This is a genomic window from Vibrio sp. 10N.261.55.F4 (genome assembly GCF_041470465.1).
Classification (GTDB): domain Bacteria; phylum Pseudomonadota; class Gammaproteobacteria; order Enterobacterales; family Vibrionaceae; genus Vibrio; species Vibrio crassostreae_C.
On the sequence record NZ_JBFRMM010000008.1, the window covers coordinates 81,494 to 98,281 of the forward strand.

Sequence of the window (16,788 nt, forward strand, 5' to 3'; positions counted from 1 at the left end):
TTAGGAGTTTTACCATGAAGAAGTTGCTTTGGATTTTACTTGTTTTGCCCATGTTGGCAAATGCAGCTTACAACAGAAACCAAGCTCGACCAGTAAACGAGGTGGTTTATGGTGAGATTGATACGGTCAGATACATCACTCAGCAAGAGATCGTTGAGTCGAAAGCGAATGGTTGGGAAACCTTGTTAGGTGCGGCGATTGGTGGCTTGATTGGTAACCAGTTTGGCGGCGGCACTGGTAAAGAAGTGGCGACAGCTGTAGGTGCAGTAGCAGGTGCGGGTATTGCTCGTAACCGAGGTAACACACAATATAAAGTAGAGTACAAACTGGTCGAGTTATTGGTCAAAACCAAAGACGACAAGTTGGTCAACATTATCCAAGATGTCGATAACTCGATGCTGTTCAACCGAGGCGATGATGTACGAATTCTCTATTTTTCAGATGGTGTTCGAGTTGATCTCGTGTACTAGTATATAAATACGATTGATTGGCTAATTAATCACCGGTTTGGGCCGGATTAGCTCTGGAGTTCGTTGGGAAAGTTCGTTAGTCTGCAAGTACGAAGAATTATTCATCACCCGAAAATAAATACGCGCCAGTGACTTCGGGTGGTACAAGGACTATAAGATTTAATGGAAAGCCTTACGTTACAACCAATTCAAAAAGTGAACGGGGAAGTTAACCTACCTGGTTCAAAAAGCGTTTCCAACCGTGCACTTCTTTTGGCTGCACTTTCTACGGGAACCACTCGCCTAACAAACTTGCTAGACAGTGATGATATTCGTCATATGTTGAATGCATTAACTCAGTTAGGTGTTGATTATCAGTTGTCTGCAGACAAAACCGTTTGTGAAGTGACAGGTGTTGGTGGTGCATTTTCAAGTGACAAAGCCCTAGAGCTTTTCTTAGGTAATGCGGGTACGGCGATGCGTCCGTTGGCGGCTGCACTATGTTTAGGTCGCGGTGAATACGTTCTTACTGGTGAGCCTCGTATGAAAGAGCGCCCAATTGGCCACTTGGTAACAGCACTGCGAGAAGCCGGTGCCGATGTTGAATACTTAGAGAACGAAAACTACCCACCATTGAAGATCACAGGTACAGGTCTGAAGAGCGGTACAGTTTCTATCGACGGTTCTATCTCTAGTCAATTCTTGACGGCATTTTTGATGGCTGCGCCCTTAGCTGAAGGTGAAGTGACCATTAAAATTGACGGTGAATTGGTTTCTAAACCTTACATCGATATTACGCTGCACATCATGAAGCAATTTGGTGTGGACGTGATCAATAATGATTACCAAGAGTTTGTGATTCCTACCGGGCAATCTTACTCGGCACCGGGTGATTTCTTGGTTGAAGGTGATGCATCATCTGCGTCATATTTCCTTGCAGCCGCTGCTATCAAAGGTGGTGAGATTAAGGTCACTGGTATTGGTAAAAACAGTATCCAAGGTGATATCCAATTCGCTGATGCGCTTGAGAAAATGGGTGCGGAAATCGAATGGGGTGACGACTACGTTATTTCTCGTTGTGGCGAGCTGAAAGGCATTGATATGGACTATAACCATATCCCAGATGCTGCGATGACTATCGCGACAACCGCATTGTTTGCGAAAGGCACAACGGCAATCCGTAATGTCTACAACTGGCGTGTGAAAGAGACAGACCGCTTGGCTGCAATGGCAACAGAGCTACGCAAAGTCGGCGCTGAAGTGGAAGAGGGTGAAGATTACATTATTGTTAACCCTGTGGCTGAACTGACTCATGCGGCGATTGATACTTACGATGATCACCGTATGGCGATGTGTTTCTCGCTGGTTGCCTTGAGCGATACGCCTGTGACGATTAATGATCCAGGTTGTACGTCAAAGACATTCCCTGATTACTTCGACAAGCTGAAAATGCTAAGTCTATAAAAATGCTTAGTATGTAAAGGTTTAGGAACAAAAAAGCTTGCCTAAGTGGCAAGCTTTTTAATTATTGCTGAATTGTAAATTCTTTCGAAAGGTGGTGCGCTAAGTATTTAAACATGTTAAATACCGCGGTTGTATTCTCGGTCGGCATTCCATTGCTGTCTAAGAAGCATTCACCTTTGAAGACGAGTACATCGTCTTTTTCTACTACGCTGTTTGCGCGCATGCCTTCAATGTAGTCATCATGTGATTGGATAATTTGGTTTGCGATAAGCAGTAAATCAAATTCTGCTATTACTTTCTTTGTCATGAGTTTATCTCTGATAACTGAATATAACGTTGAGTTTATGGTGTCGAACTAGAAATTCAATGATTTCACAACCGATTAAGAGAGTCTTTTCAAACATCCACAATTTATTTTGTGATTTACGGCAAAAATAATTGAATGGGGCTCGCGTTAGATTCGCGGACAAGCTTAGTATGAGCCCGTTTAGACGTAATGCCTGATGAATAGGCTCTTGCAAGTATTCTTAGTGAGTACTTTATAGCTTCTTTATATTGTGACCCTTTTATCTATGAGTCGTCGAATTGTCGAGCGATCAGATCCAATTTTGAAAAAAGCGGTTGATCTTCTAGTAATCTCGCACAATAGTAAAAAAAGAAGCAATGAATTTAGAATATCATGCGTAAAAGCCCACAAGCTAAATTGTTGGTGCTGAAGCATCGTGATTAAGGACGTTAGAGTCAATATGGGTAAATCGCTCGTTATAGTGGAGTCGCCAGCCAAGGCTAAAACTATCAATAAATATCTTGGCAAAGACTTTGTCGTTAAGTCGAGTGTAGGTCACGTACGTGATTTACCAACGGCAGGTCAAAGTACTGGTCAAAAGGCTGCTGCAGTTTCAACCAAGGGTATGAGCCCAGAAGACAAAGCTCGTATCAAGAAAGAAAAAGATCGCAAAGCTCTTATCAAAAAGATGGGTATCAACCCATATAAAGAGTGGGAAGCGAACTACCAAATCCTACCTGGTAAAGAGAAAGTCGTCGCTGAATTGCAAAAACTGGCTGAGAACGCAGACCATGTTTATCTCGCAACCGATTTGGACCGCGAAGGAGAAGCTATCGCATGGCACCTTCGTGAGATCATCGGTGGCGATGAAACGCGATACAAGCGAGTGGTTTTTAACGAAATCACCAAGAATGCTATTCAACAAGCTTTCGAAACTCCAGGTGAGCTAAATATTGATGGCGTAAACGCACAACAAGCACGACGTTTTATGGACCGTGTTGTTGGCTTTATGGTGTCACCTCTGCTTTGGAAAAAAGTAGCACGAGGCCTGTCCGCTGGCCGTGTTCAATCAGTAGCGGTAAAACTACTGGTAGAGCGTGAGCGCGAGATCAACGCCTTTATCCCTGAAGAGTTCTGGGATGTGCATGCTGATACTAAAACAGCAGAGAAAACCGACTTTAGACTGCAAGTTGCACAGAAAGACGGTGTTGCGTTTAAACCTGAAAATGAAGCGCAAACACAAGCTGCTGTTAGCGTTTTAGAAAAAGCGCAATACGAAGTATGTAAACGTGAAGACCGCCCAACAAAGAGTAAGCCGTCTGCACCTTACATCACGTCGACGCTGCAACAAGCGGCGAGTACGCGTCTTGGTTATGGCGTAAAGAAAACCATGATGCTGGCTCAACGCCTGTATGAAGCGGGTTACATCACTTATATGCGTACTGATTCAACCAACTTGAGTTCAGAAGCTGTAGAAGCCGCTCGTGAATACATTGGTTCTGAGTACGGCGCGCAATACCTTCCACCTAAAGCACTTGCATACGGCAGCAAAGAGGGCGCTCAAGAGGCCCACGAAGCGATTCGTCCTTCAAGTGTAGATGTTAAGTCGGAAGATCTAAACGGCGTAGACGCAGACGCACACAAGCTTTACTCGCTAATTTGGAATCAATTCGTAGCGTGTCAAATGACGCCAGCTCAATACGATTCAACGACAGTAAGCGTTAAAGCAGATGAGTACACGTTGAAAGCGAAAGGTCGTATCCTTAAATTTGATGGTTGGACTCGTGTTCAGCGTCCAATGGGCAAGAACGAAGATACGATCCTTCCAGCAGTACAGATCGGCGATAAGCTTGATCTGATTGCGCTAGACCCTAAACAGCACTTCACTAAGCCACCGGCTCGTTTCACTGAAGCGGCGCTAGTTAAAGAGCTTGAGAAGCGTGGTATTGGTCGTCCTTCAACATACGCATCAATCATCTCAACGATTCAAGATCGCGGTTATGTAAAAGTTGAACAGCGTCGTTTCTATGCTGAGAAGATGGGTGAAATTGTTACTGACCGTCTAGATGGCAGCTTCAATGACCTAATGAACTACGACTTCACTGCTCGTATGGAGCAGAAGTTGGACCAAATCGCAGAAGGCGAAGCAAGCTGGAAAGGCGTGCTAGATAACTTCTTCGAAGACTTTACTGGCGATTTGGAAAAAGCAGACTTAGACGAAGACGCTGGTGGCATGAAGCCAAATCATATCGTGGAAACCGATATTGAGTGTCCGACTTGTAGCCGTAAAATGGGTATTCGTACTGCTTCGACAGGCGTATTCCTTGGTTGTTCTGGCTATGCACTTCCACCAAAAGAGCGTTGTAAGACAACAATCAACCTTGGTGATGAAGAAGGCATTATCAACGTGCTTGAAGAAGACGTTGAAACAGCAGCACTTCGAGCTAAAAAGCGTTGTCCTATTTGTGAAACGGCAATGGATGCCTATCTAATCGATGATAAGCGTAAGATGCACGTATGTGGTAACAACCCGAACTGTGAAGGTTATGTGGTTGAGCACGGCGAATTTAAAGTGAAAGGCTACGATGGTCCACTTGTTGAGTGTGACAAGTGTGGTTCTGACATGGTTCTGAAGAACGGTCGTTTTGGTAAATACATGGACTGTACGAGTGAAGATTGTAAGAACACTCGTAAGATTCTGAAAAATGGCGAAGTTGCGCCACCAAAAGAAGACCCGGTGCATTTCCCTGAACTTCCGTGTGAAAATTCAGACGCGTACTTTGTTCTTCGTGATGGTGCTTCTGGTCTATTTATGGCTGCGAGCAACTTCCCTAAATCACGTGAAACACGTGCACCATTAGTGGAAGAGCTGGTTCGTTTTAAAGACCGTATCTCACCTAAGTTCCAATACCTAGCATCAGCGCCAGTTGCTGACCCTGATGGTAAGCCGACAGTGGTTCGTTTTAGTCGTAAGACCAAAGAAAACTACGTGCGTACTGAAGTAGATGGAAAACCGTCCGGTTGGACTGCGTTGTACATCGACGGTAAGTGGGAAGTTACGGATAAGCGTAAAAAGTCTAAAGAGAAATAACTGAACGTTATTGATGAAAAAGCAGCCTAATGGCTGCTTTTTTTTGATCTCAATATGACTAAATATGCAACTTGTTGACCTGGTGTTTCGTCTGCGAGAATTTATTAAATTCACATCGCAAAATAAATAATGCCAATTAATCAGATTTTCTTATGCAACTTTAACGAGAATGTAACTTAATTAAAATATTGTAACTCACAGATCAGCGTTTAGTTGTATACCTGATGTGTGTCGGGTGTTAATGTAATGTTTCGTCTGGACGGTGTAATGTGAGCTGCTTTAAGTCTTGGGAAAGCAATCAGCTTACGTACCACAGAATGGCGTATTAAAAATTGAATTCGGCCGAAAAGTCGATAACGTATATAAAACCAAGTGCAAAGAATAGTGCACACATAACAACGTTTGGCTTAGGATATTGTCACTGTATGTGAATGGATATTCGCTAAATACCGAAATAAGTGTTGGTGCTCATCCCCCAGAGGAAGATACCTCTACGAGTACTAACATCGACAAGCTATAGATATATGGAGAATAAAATGGCTGGTGTATTGGGAATGATTCTTGCTGGTGGTGAAGGCTCTCGCTTAAGACCTTTAACTGAATCTCGCAGCAAACCCTCGGTTCCTTTCGGTGGTAGTTACCGCTTAATTGATTTCGCTTTGAACAACTTCGTTAATGCTGATCTAATGAAGATCTACGTATTAACACAATTTAAGTCACAGTCACTGTTCCACCATATGAAAAAAGGCTGGAATATCAGTGGCATAACAGACCGTTTTATCGACCCAATTCCTGCGCAAATGCGTAAAGGAAAGCGTTGGTATGAAGGCACAGCAGATGCTATCTACCAAAACATGGGCTTTATGGAGTTGGAAGAACCTGATCAAGTATGTATTTTTGGTTCAGACCATATCTATAAGATGGACATCAAACAGATGCTTGATTTCCATAAAGAGAAGAAAGCGGCTCTAACAGTATCAGCATTGCGCATGCCGCTTGCTGAAGCATCAGAATTCGGTGTTATTGAGGTTGATGCTGACGGCCGTATGATTGGCTTTGAAGAGAAACCTGCAAATCCGAAGTCGATCCCGGGCGATCCAGAATCAGCGCTCGTTTCAATGGGCAACTACGTGTTCGAAGCGAAAGAGCTTTTTGCCGAACTAACGGAAGATGCTGATAGAGAAGGTTCGACACACGATTTCGGCAAAGACATTATTCCAAACATGTTCCCACGTGGTGATGTGTTTGTTTATGATTTCAGCACCAACCGTATTACTGGTGAGAAAGAAGAAGTTTACTGGCGCGATGTAGGTACGATTGACGCGTACTGGCAAGCGCACATGGACCTTCTTAAGAAAGATGCGCCATTCTCGCTATACAACCGTAAATGGCCTCTACACACTTATTACCCGCCACTACCACCAGCTACGTTTACTGATTCGGCAAATGGTCGAATTCAGATCATTGATAGCCTTGTGTGTAGCGGTAGTTATGTACGTGGTTCGCGTATTGAAAAGAGTGTACTGGGCTTCCGCAGCAATATCGCATCAGCGTGTGATATTAGCGAAAGCATCTTACTCGGTGATGTAAAAGTGGGTGAGGGTTGTATCTTGCGCCGCGTTATCATTGATAAAGACGCAGATATCGCACCGGGTACACAGATTGGTGTAAATCTGACAGAAGACAAAAAGCATTACCACGTATCTGACGATGGTGTCGTAGTGATTTCTAAAGGAGCACGAGTTGGTTACTAAGACTCTCTCGGTACTTTTTGTAGCGTCTGAAGTTGAAGGCTTGATTAAAAGTGGTGGCTTGGCTGATGTAGCCAAGGCACTGCCGAAAGCGTTGCAAACACTCGAACAGGACGTTCGAGTGACTATCCCCGCATATAGAAACATTCCAAACATTGATTCAGCAGAAGTTATTTTATCGACTGAACTCGATCATTGGCCTCATACGGCTTATCAAGTTAAAAAACTGAGCGTAGAAGGCGTTCCAGTTTTTGGTATTGAATGTGCCAAGTATTTCGACCGCCCGGAAATGTACGCAGAAAACAATCAAGCTTATGCTGATAACGGAGAGCGCTTCTCGTTCTTTAGTGCAGCCTGTCTTGATATGCTTCCTAAGCTTGGTTTCCAACCGGATATCATTCATGCAAATGACTGGCATACTGGTTTCGTTCCTTTCTTGCTTAAATCGCGTTATCAACAACACGATTTCTTTGAAAATACGCGCAGTGTTATTTCGATTCACAATGCGGTTTTCAAAGGTGTGTTCGCCTACGATGAACTTCAATTCCTGCCAGAGATGCACAGTTACCATGCGCCTGAAGCTTCAGTGAGTGACACTCATGTCACTATGCTAAGAGCTGGAGTGATGTGTGCGGATAAAGTGAACGCAGTAAGTCCTACCTATGCAGAAGAGTTGAAAACGGAATTAGGTAGCCACGGTATGGCTGCAGAATTCCAACACAGATCTGCTGATCTGTTCGGCATTTTGAATGGGTGTGATTATGGGGCTTGGAATCCGGAAACTGATGCTTTCCTTCCTCGTAAATACAAAGCGACCAAGCACAGCATGGCTCGCGGAAAATCAGCTTGTAAGCAAAAACTGCAACAAGATGTAGGTTTACCCGTTGCCGATTGCGCGGTTTATGGCATGGTTTGTCGCTTGACGAATCAAAAAGGTGTTCATTACTTACTGCCTATCATCGAACAGTTTTTGAAAAATGATCTTCAGATCGTGATTGTCGGTACTGGCGATCCGGTTTTGGCGAGTCAATTGAAAGAGCTATCAGCGCTTCACTCAGATAAGTTCTCGTTCGTAGAAGCGTACAATAATGAACTTGCGCACTTGGTTGAAGCAGGCTCTGATTTCTTCTTGATGCCTTCGGAATTTGAACCGTGTGGCTTAAACCAAATCTACAGCATGGCTTACGGTACTTTGCCGATTGTTCGTTCTGTGGGAGGTTTAAAAGACAGCGTGAATGATTACGATGAAGATCCTGAAGTCGCGACTGGGTTTGCTTTTGAAGAGCCAACACCGCAGGCGTTATTGGCTGTGTTACATCGTTCATTACTGCTTTATGCACAAAACCCATCTGAAATTAAGCGTGCTCAGCTTTATGCGATGCAGCAAGATTTTAGTTGGGAAGATGCGGCTAAAGAATACCTAGCTATGTATCATTCAGCATTTTAACTTGTTGACTTAGCTTTAAAATTAGCGGGCGGGCAACAACAGCTCGTAATAAATGAAGGCGCTCTAATTGTTGAGTGCCTTTTTGTTTCCTGGTCAGAGCACATCACGTTTACGAAGACAAAGCTTGCAAACTCATTTTTGTCAGGTAGAAAAGGTGAGGTAGGTATTCACATGACTAATGATAGGTTTGACACTATTATCACTTAAAGTTCTTAATAGCGTGGTATCCTTAGTCATCGCCTCGTGATGAGGCATAGCTCCATTCCAATAATTAAAGCGATAGGTATGTCTGAGAGTTTACTATTTCATAAAACATTTACTCACCCTACGAGCGATGAGTGGGTTGTATTTGTGCATGGCGCAGGAGGCAGTTCCTCCATCTGGTTCAAGCAGATCAAAGCGTATAAACAGCATTTCAACTTACTTCTCATTGATCTGAGAGGGCACGGTAAATCAGACAATATACTTAAAGGGCTGATTTCGAATCGTTATACGTTCAAATCGGTGACGCTTGATATTCTTAAAGTGTTAGACCATCTTAAGATCCGTTCTGCACATTTCGTTGGCATGTCTTTGGGCACGATTATTGTGCGTAACGTTGCCGAACTGGCGGCTGGCCGTGTACGTTCAATGGTACTGGGTGGCGCTGTCACCAAGCTAAACACTCGCTCTCAAGTGTTAATCAAGTTGGGTAACCTCAGCAAGCACATCATTCCTTACATGTGGTTATACAGCCTTTTTGCTTATGTTGTGATGCCACAAAAAAGCCAAAAAGAGTCTCGTCACCTTTTTATCCGCGAAGCCAAAAAACTGTGCCAGAAAGAATTTAAACGCTGGTTTATCTTAACGGCTGATGTAAACCCCTTGATGAAATATTTTAAAGATAGAGAGCTACCAATACCGACTCTTTATTTGATGGGTGAACGTGACTACATGTTTATTAAGCCTGTAAAAGAAATGGTTGCAGCGCATGAATCGAGTGAGCTAGTAGAAATCCCGAATTGTGGACACGTGTGTAACGTGGAAAACCCTGAAGAGTTTAATCAGCGTTCGATTGCGTTTATTCAAAAACAAATTCAGTGATTTTCTAGGCGTGAAATCAAAGATGATGAGTTAATCGAATTGAAATAAAAACGGGAAGCTAACTTTAGCTTCCCGTTTTTAATTGGAGGAGGTATCTGACCGAATCGTTCTATCAGGTCACTGAAACCCTGCTATTCAGGTGAGGCAGCACCGCACTGCCAGCAAGAGCCGAATTGCGCTTCGTTGACTTCATGACACTCACCACAACGCCACTCTTCATAGATGATCGAATCTTGCTGCTTTTGGTAGTCATTGACGAGCATGCGAGCTTTACTGGCCAATTCTGGCTCATATAACCATACGTAAGGGTCAGTTTCTTCAGTGAATGGGATTTCCCCCTTTAATCCGAACAACCCCTCACCACGGACTTCACAGGCAATATTCTCGCTTTCTAACAATCCACAGATGATATGAGCTTCTGTCGGATTCGATGCACTGAAGATTTTCATTGAAATAGAACCTTATTCGGCTATCTGTGTTGTTTAGATATTATAAACTATTCTGCTATATACATTATTCAGCTACGGGTGCTGAGCGAAACTTACCCATCAACCATTTAGCCACTATTGGGAATATCCCCAATAATGCAAATGACAATAGTACTGAAGGGGAGACGATGCCCGAAAGTGAATCAATTTCTGCGAGCTGAGTACCAGCATTCAAGAAAACCGCCGTCCCCGGTAACATCCCGATTTGACTCGTAATGTAGTAACGACTCACTGACATCGGTGTTAGACCCATCAATAGGTTGATAAGGAAAAATGGGAATACAGGAATCAGACGCAGAGAAAACAGGTAAAATGCGCCGTCTTTTTCAACCCCCTTGTTAATCGTCGCCAATTTGTCACCAAACTTGGTTTGAATCCAGTCACGCAACAGGTAACGGCTACTTAAGAAAGCTAAGGTCGCACCGATCGCACTTGCGAAAGATACCAGTAGCAAGCTGTTCCAGAAGCCAAATAGCGCGGCCCCTAATAAGGTTACAACAGCGGCACCAGGAATGGAGAAAGCCGTAATCATGACATACGCGACAAAATAGATAGCGGCAGCCGCAATAAAGTTGCTGTCAATGTAGTCATTTAACACAGCTTGTTGGGCCTTAGCATTTTCAAGCGTTAAGTACTGGCCGAAATTGATGCCTAACAAGACGATGGTTACGACCAACACAATACCCAATATCATTTTCTTACTCATTGATACTTCCTCTAAATTTTCAATGCATACCGATAGTATAGATAGACAGGCAAAGCATAGATTAACTTTCACCAGATATAAAAAAAGCCGCAGTAAATGCGGCTTAGTTATGTATATAGATTGCACTGACAATGTTAATTGACGCGATTGATAAGCTCTTCGCGACGCTGCTGCGGTATAACAGACCAATGTGTACCATTAATCGCGCCTTCTAGCGCCCAAAGTAGTTCAATACTGACAGAAGACGCATGCGATTCTTTGATGGCGTTAAATGCGTTTACAGAGCCAGATTCATATAAACGTTCTACAGAATCGATCCCTGCCTTTTTCAACATACGCTCGGTAGCGAGTCGAAGATTAGGCAGATCTTTGAGTCGGGTCGGCTTAGCAGAAGACTGCTCAGCTTTTTCTTCTTTAGCAAAACCTAGAGACGTGGTTGCAAGCTGCAAGATTTTCTCTTGGTCTTGCCAGAGGCCTTCAGGTAAAGCGAAATATTTAGTAACGACAGGGAAACCACGTTTTTTGTAGACGTACGGTTGAAACCCTTGTTGTTCGAATTGTTTCGTTGTGCCTTTGTCTGCGCGTATGTGCAACTGGTCATTTACAACCAGAGCAAACATAGTGTCATCAGCAAAAAGACCGAAGCCACCAAACATTGAGCGTGATTTTATTTTTCCTAGGGACTCAAATAACTTCATCGAGTCCTTTAGTATCGGTTTATCCATGTTATTTATCTCGGTGTATTTGAACTACGCCACCAAATAAGCAGGTCCGAGAGATTAGCAAAATGTTGCAATTAAATTGTCAATAAGCCGTAAATTACTAAATTATTAGTAGTTACTGCATTTTGCCATCGGTAACCCCGCTACCATACCAACGAGTGGTTTAGGCCGGAAGCTTTGCGTCTCACTCTTTCGAGTGGTTTGCCCTGTGCGTGACTGATTGAATAGAATAAAGTTTTTGTTGAATGAAGCTCACAGTTGATATTTCAAAATGTGACATTGCTTCAATTAATGATCTTTCATTTATGCATAAGGGTTCATTATAGTTGCTGATAAAAAAAGCGCACCTAAAGGTGCGCTTGATGAAATTAAACTCGAATTATCAACTAATTTAACGTTTTAACTGTACTTCGTTCAACAATTTCAGGGTGCATTTCGAAGACGCGTTTTTCGTGGTCTTTGTCTTTGATGCGCTCTAATAGAATTTCGAATGCATTCTTACCAACACGACGTTTTGGTTGGTGAACGGTCGTTAGCGGCGGAGAGAAGTATTCAGCCAGTTCGATGTTGTCGTAACCGATCACTGAGATATCTTCTGGAATGCGAATGCCTTTTTCTTGCAGGCGGCTCATTAAGCCGAGTGCCATTGTATCGTTAAAGCAGAATACCGCTGTTGGACGATCTTCCATCTCAACGATTTGTTCTGCAGCAAGAACAGCCGTATCACACTCAAAGTTGCCTTCGATGATCATATTTTCATCAGCAGAAATCTTTGCTTCGTTGAGTGCGCGCTTGTAACCGGCAATACGTTCAACACATGCTGCTTTGTCTAAGTGGCCACTTAAACATGCAATCTTAGAGTGACCGCGTTCAATAAGGTATTTGGTCGCTAGGTAGCCACCTTCTTCTGAGTTATCGATGATCTTATCAGCCTGAGAGCTCTCAGGGCCCCAGTCCATGATAACTTTAGGGATGTCAGCGTGACGGTCTAACATCTCTCTTAGTTCTTCAGTTAGGTCTGAACACATAACTAAGATGCCATCTACACGTTTCTCTGCAAGCATTCGAATGTAGTCACGTTGCTTCTCATAGATACCGCCCGTATTACACAGGATCAAAGTGTAACCTTGACGGTAGCAGTAGCTCTCAACACCATCGATAACTTCAGAGAAGAATAGGTTAGTTGATTGAGTCACTAGCATGCCGATGGTGCGTGTTGTATTACACTTCAAACTACGAGCAACAGCACTTGGTGCATAGTTCAGTTCATCTACGGCTTTGTTTACTTTTTCTTGAGTTGCTTCTGCAACAAAGCGAGTTTTGTTGATTACGTGAGAAACGGTTGTTGTTGATACGCCGGCTAAGCGAGCGACATCTTTTATAGTGGCCATGGTTTTATCCTATTAGAAGCTACTTTCCCAAAGTACGGAATAAAGTAGCCGTTAAGCTACCTAACTAAGAGCTTAAATTTGTAGGGCTCTTTGGGTACTAAAGTGCTAAAAAACAAAAAACCGCTATTGAGCGGCTTGTCTTAACACCGAAATGCTCTGAACTTTAATAAGCATAGCATTTCGTGAATGTTTCATATTTTATCGTTTGCGGTCACAATTTTAGACTGACTAGAAATTACTCGCAATAAAATTCACCCAGAAATCCGGGTGAATTGTCACATTCTACTGAATTTATTTACCTAGTCATCCAAGAAGCTATTCACCAGCTAAATATTGAGTGTCTAATTGACAGAATGCGAGTAGCAAAGATGAGACACTAGCGTAGAAACCGAATTCATCAACGTCATGACATTTTACGTTGAACTTTGGTACCCAAGTCAGCAGTTGTTGTTCGATAAACTGCTGTTGAACGGCAAATAATTTCTCTAGCTCTTCTTCAATATCTGTTTCGTTTGAACGAATGATCAAGTTACCAAGGAAATCGAGTTCAATAGCAATGTGGTCTGCTGGCTCTTTTAGATCTTGGTTCACGATTAAGTTGTGCTTAGCCATGATCTCTTCCATATCTTTTGCTGGCTTATCATTCAAAAGGCCAGTTTCGCCGATATACATAGAAGCGTAAGGAAGAGCGCCGTGCTTATCTGTCTTTAAGAAAAGATCGCAAAAGTCTGCAGACAGTTCTAGCTGAGCATCTTCACGAGTTTGTAGGCGGTTCAGCGCATCCACTAACTTATCAATCGCTGGCTTTAGTGTCTCATTTTCGCCTAAACCAGTTAGGAAAGAACGAATTTCAACAGAGTGGTAGTGATCGAGTTCTTCTTGAGTGAGCTCTTTGGCAAATAAGCTTGATAGCCACCAGTATATTTCTGCTCTTTGCTCGTTGAACGCTTTCGTATCTTTCATTTGTTAGATCCTGACTTAGTCTTGTGATGTTGCTTATATGCATCTTGAAGTCACTTGGGCATAAGCACACCAAGGCTGAATAACAAGGTTATTTGCGAAACGCAAAGTTACTCGTTAGTAGTAATGCCTATATTGAATTGCGATGGACGATAAATAGCAAGGTTTAAGATTGTCTTGTATCAAAAAAAATCCATGTTTCTGGCTTTTATCTTCTGTACCACTAGAATTGTTACTAGTTATGAATAGAATAGTCACTGAAACTATTAAATAAGAAAAGTGGTGTAGATGAGCTATCACGTATTAGTCGTAGAAGATGATGTGGTAACCCGCAGTAAACTGGTTGGATACTTCCAGAACGAGGGTTACACAGTGAGCGAAGCAGAAAGCGGCGCTCAAATGAGAAACGTGTTAGAAGAAAACAACGTTGACCTCATTATGCTGGACATCAACTTACCAGGCGAAGATGGATTGATGCTAACTCGCGAATTACGCAGTCAATCAGACATTGGAATTATTTTAGTTACTGGACGCACGGATAGCATCGACAAGATCGTAGGCCTTGAAATGGGCGCTGACGATTACGTTACTAAACCCTTCGAACTTCGCGAGTTATTAGTTCGAGTTAAAAACCTACTTTGGCGTATCTCTGCTGCTCGTAAAACAGCAGCGGGCGCTGTAGAAGAAACATCAGATGAGTCTGTGGTTCGTTTTGGTGAGTGGACATTTGATATCCCTCGTCGTGCGTTAAGCAAGAACGGCGAACCAGTGAAACTGACCAAAGCAGAATACGAACTGCTAGTGGCTTTGTCTTCTTACCCTAATCAAGTATTAAGCCGCGAACGTATTTTGAATATGATTAGCCACCGAGTGGACGCGCCTAATGACCGTACTATCGACGTGCTGATTCGTCGTATGCGTGCAAAAATGGAGTTCGATCCTAAGAACCCACAAATCTTTGTGACGGTTCACGGTGAAGGTTACATGTTCGCTGGTGATTGATTTCCTTCGGGAGTGATTAATTAACAACGACATTTAAACGTAAAAAGCCGAGACATCATTGATGTCTCGGCTTTTTTATTACTCAGCTTTTACTGTTAACAACCAGAGAATCTACAAATACTTGGCGACTCTGTATGCTTAAGATGAGTTTAAAGATTCAATGGGCTTATTGAGGCTGAGCCGCGGAAACGTCACCGTCATCTTCAATTAAGCTGGAAGCTTCTGGAATAACAGGCTCTTCAACAATGTCATTGCTTGTATCTAGCCAATCACGCAGGCTTTGCCAAACCAATCCCATGGTTTCGTGCCAGTAACGCTCAGTCTGCTCAAGGTATAGCGCTTTCGGCATGTACTTTTCCCACGGCTCAACTATACCTTCTTGTGCAAGGTAGTTAGTTGGTGCCGGCAGTGGTTTCATTCCAGCAGCATTGAATTCGTTCAGTGCGCGAGTCATATGGCTCGCTGAAGTCACCAACACCATTCTTTTATTCTTAACGAACGCAGCGGCTTGGCGGGCTTCTTCCCAAGTGTCTTTTGCGGTTTCAAGCAGAATGATGTCGGGCTTTGCTACGCCAAGTGCTAAAGCCACTTTAGCCATCATTCTTGCGTTACTTACTTCAGTGCCTGCGCCATAGCCAGACAAAATGAGTTTTGCACCAGGGTAGAGGCGTAGAATACGAATCCCTTCACTTAAACGCATCAGGCCGGTGCGGCTAAGTTCTGATGTCGGTGGAATTTGGTCGTCTACGACGTGACCACTTCCAAGAACCATCACGTAATCGACGGTTTCATCGACAGGTAAAAATGCGGTGTGTTGCCTTTCCATTGGCATTAAAAGTTGACTAGAAACTGGCTGGAAAGCGATTAGGAAAATACCACATAGGGCTGAGAGGGTGATTAGGCAACCAGTCTTCCTTTTGGTAGTAAACATCACTAGGGCTAAACCCAGAAAAGCGAGAATTAACATTGCTGGCAGTGGCATCAATAGCGAAGACACTACTTTTTTCAGCTCAAACATATCCGAATAGTCCGAAAAAACATCACTTAGTAGTAAAAAGAGACATCGCCTCTTTATTCCTGAAATTCCTGTGACAGAATAGCAGGCACGATAGGACATAATAACTCAAGTAGCCGTGACTGAAGACCGTAATTTCGACGATATTGCCCACAAATTTGCAAAAAATATTTACGGCTCTGACAAAGGAGAGATCCGTCAGATCATCGCATGGGAAGATTTAGAACAAGCTTTGAGCAAGTTTGAGCAATCAGCTTCGCCGCTGCATGTGCTTGATGCTGGAGGCGGCCTTGCGCAGATGTCGCAAAAAATTGCGTCGCTTGGGCATAACGTTTCTCTGTGTGATCTCTCTTCTGAAATGCTGAAGCTCGCCGAAGAAAGTATCAGCGAAGCGGGTTTGCTAGAGCAATATCGATTTATTCATTCACCGGTACAAAAAGTCGCAGAACATCTCGATGAGAAAGTCGATTTTGTGATGTTTCATGCCGTAATGGAATGGTTAGCCGATCCTAAAGAGGCGCTTGATTTATTGCTTGAACAAGTTAAGCCAGGTGGTGTTGCCTCGATAATGTTTTACAACCACCACGGATTAGTCCTGAAAAATGTGATTTGTGGCAACATTCCTCATGTATTGAATGGGATGCCACATCGAAAACGGTTTAAGCTGCAACCACAAAAAGGCTTGAAGCCGGAAGAGGTTTATCAATGGATAGAAGACGCTGGTCTAGAAATCTGTGGTAAATCAGGCATTCGCTCTTTCAGTGACTACATAGGTAATATGGAGTACATGGGCGATTACCAATTTGAAGATGTATTGGAACTGGAAAAACAGCTATGTCGCCAAGAGCCATATCTGTCACTAGGCCGTTATATTCACGTTTGGGCTCAAAAACCTGCGCAATAACAGCGGTGAATGTGGTAAAAGAAGCCACA

15 protein-coding genes and 1 riboswitch are annotated in these 16,788 nt (G+C 43.2%); of the genes, 8 read left to right on the plus strand and 7 right to left on the minus strand.

Annotated elements, in window-relative coordinates:
* Window positions 1–14 precede the first annotated feature (14 nt).
* Window positions 15–470 carry a glycine zipper 2TM domain-containing protein gene (locus AB4249_RS05865; protein ID WP_004736438.1) on the plus strand — a complete coding sequence of 152 codons (456 nt, stop codon included), beginning with the start codon at window positions 15–17 and terminating at the stop codon, window positions 468–470.
* Window positions 471–632: 162 nt separating this feature from the next.
* Complete coding sequence (gene aroA / locus AB4249_RS05870; protein WP_017062105.1) at window positions 633–1,913, plus strand: 3-phosphoshikimate 1-carboxyvinyltransferase; 1,281 nt, start codon at window positions 633–635, stop codon at window positions 1,911–1,913.
* A 61-nt stretch (window positions 1,914–1,974) separates the two neighbouring features.
* On the opposite strand, the gene AB4249_RS05875 is transcribed toward aroA, so the two are convergent.
* A complete protein-coding gene (locus tag AB4249_RS05875) occupies window positions 1,975–2,220 on the minus strand; it encodes a YciN family protein (protein ID WP_372102506.1) in 246 nt (81 codons plus the stop codon).
* 439 nt (window positions 2,221–2,659) lie between these two features.
* On the opposite strand from AB4249_RS05875, the gene topA reads away from it, so the two are divergent.
* The 4 genes from topA to AB4249_RS05895 all read left to right on the plus strand — a co-directional run bounded on the left by topA (window position 2,660) and on the right by AB4249_RS05895 (window position 9,571).
* Window positions 2,660–5,290, plus strand: coding sequence for a type I DNA topoisomerase (topA, locus tag AB4249_RS05880; protein ID WP_372102508.1), 2,631 nt, complete (start codon window positions 2,660–2,662; stop codon window positions 5,288–5,290).
* A gap of 524 nt (window positions 5,291–5,814) precedes the next feature.
* Entirely contained in the window at window positions 5,815–7,044 is a 1,230-nt protein-coding gene (glgC, locus tag AB4249_RS05885) for a glucose-1-phosphate adenylyltransferase (RefSeq protein WP_080582251.1), read from the plus strand.
* The gene (gene glgA / locus AB4249_RS05890; protein WP_017070017.1) at window positions 7,034–8,488 is read left to right on the plus strand and encodes a glycogen synthase GlgA; all 1,455 of its coding nucleotides are present in this window, start codon (window positions 7,034–7,036) and stop codon (window positions 8,486–8,488) included. Before glgC ends, glgA begins: the two co-directional genes overlap by 11 nt.
* Window positions 8,489–8,773: 285 nt before the next feature.
* Window positions 8,774–9,571 carry an alpha/beta fold hydrolase gene (locus AB4249_RS05895; RefSeq protein ID WP_017062100.1) on the plus strand — a complete coding sequence of 266 codons (798 nt, stop codon included), beginning with the start codon at window positions 8,774–8,776 and terminating at the stop codon, window positions 9,569–9,571.
* Window positions 9,572–9,702: 131 nt separating this feature from the next.
* Here the strand turns inward: AB4249_RS05895 and AB4249_RS05900 are convergent, their stop codons facing one another.
* From AB4249_RS05900 to torD, 5 genes are all read right to left on the minus strand, one after another.
* Window positions 9,703–10,020, minus strand: coding sequence for a DUF2007 domain-containing protein (locus AB4249_RS05900; RefSeq protein WP_017062099.1), 318 nt, complete (start codon window positions 10,018–10,020; stop codon window positions 9,703–9,705).
* Window positions 10,021–10,084: 64 nt separating this feature from the next.
* Window positions 10,085–10,765, minus strand: coding sequence for a TVP38/TMEM64 family protein (locus tag AB4249_RS05905; protein WP_017072239.1), 681 nt, complete (start codon window positions 10,763–10,765; stop codon window positions 10,085–10,087).
* A 134-nt stretch (window positions 10,766–10,899) separates the two neighbouring features.
* Complete coding sequence (locus tag AB4249_RS05910; protein ID WP_019820997.1) at window positions 10,900–11,490, minus strand: TfoX/Sxy family DNA transformation protein; 591 nt, start codon at window positions 11,488–11,490, stop codon at window positions 10,900–10,902.
* Between the two features lie 127 nt (window positions 11,491–11,617).
* A riboswitch (cyclic di-GMP riboswitch) is annotated at window positions 11,618–11,703 on the minus strand.
* A gap of 170 nt (window positions 11,704–11,873) precedes the next feature.
* Window positions 11,874–12,878: an HTH-type transcriptional repressor PurR gene (gene purR / locus AB4249_RS05915; RefSeq protein ID WP_017062096.1), complete on the minus strand. Its 1,005-nt coding sequence runs from the start codon at window positions 12,876–12,878 to the stop codon at window positions 11,874–11,876.
* A gap of 315 nt (window positions 12,879–13,193) precedes the next feature.
* Complete coding sequence (torD, locus tag AB4249_RS05920) at window positions 13,194–13,841, minus strand: molecular chaperone TorD (RefSeq protein ID WP_102332488.1); 648 nt, start codon at window positions 13,839–13,841, stop codon at window positions 13,194–13,196.
* Between the two features lie 285 nt (window positions 13,842–14,126).
* On the opposite strand from torD, the gene torR reads away from it, so the two are divergent.
* A complete protein-coding gene (gene torR, locus AB4249_RS05925) occupies window positions 14,127–14,840 on the plus strand; it encodes a two-component system response regulator TorR (RefSeq protein ID WP_017067841.1) in 714 nt (237 codons plus the stop codon).
* Window positions 14,841–15,006: 166 nt separating this feature from the next.
* Here the strand turns inward: torR and elyC are convergent, their stop codons facing one another.
* Entirely contained in the window at window positions 15,007–15,858 is an 852-nt protein-coding gene (gene elyC, locus AB4249_RS05930; RefSeq protein WP_371724944.1) for an envelope biogenesis factor ElyC, read from the minus strand.
* Between the two features lie 115 nt (window positions 15,859–15,973).
* Here elyC and cmoM point away from each other — a divergent pair, with 115 nt between their 5' ends.
* Complete coding sequence (gene cmoM / locus AB4249_RS05935) at window positions 15,974–16,759, plus strand: tRNA uridine 5-oxyacetic acid(34) methyltransferase CmoM (RefSeq protein WP_372102511.1); 786 nt, start codon at window positions 15,974–15,976, stop codon at window positions 16,757–16,759.
* Window positions 16,760–16,788 lie beyond the last annotated feature (29 nt).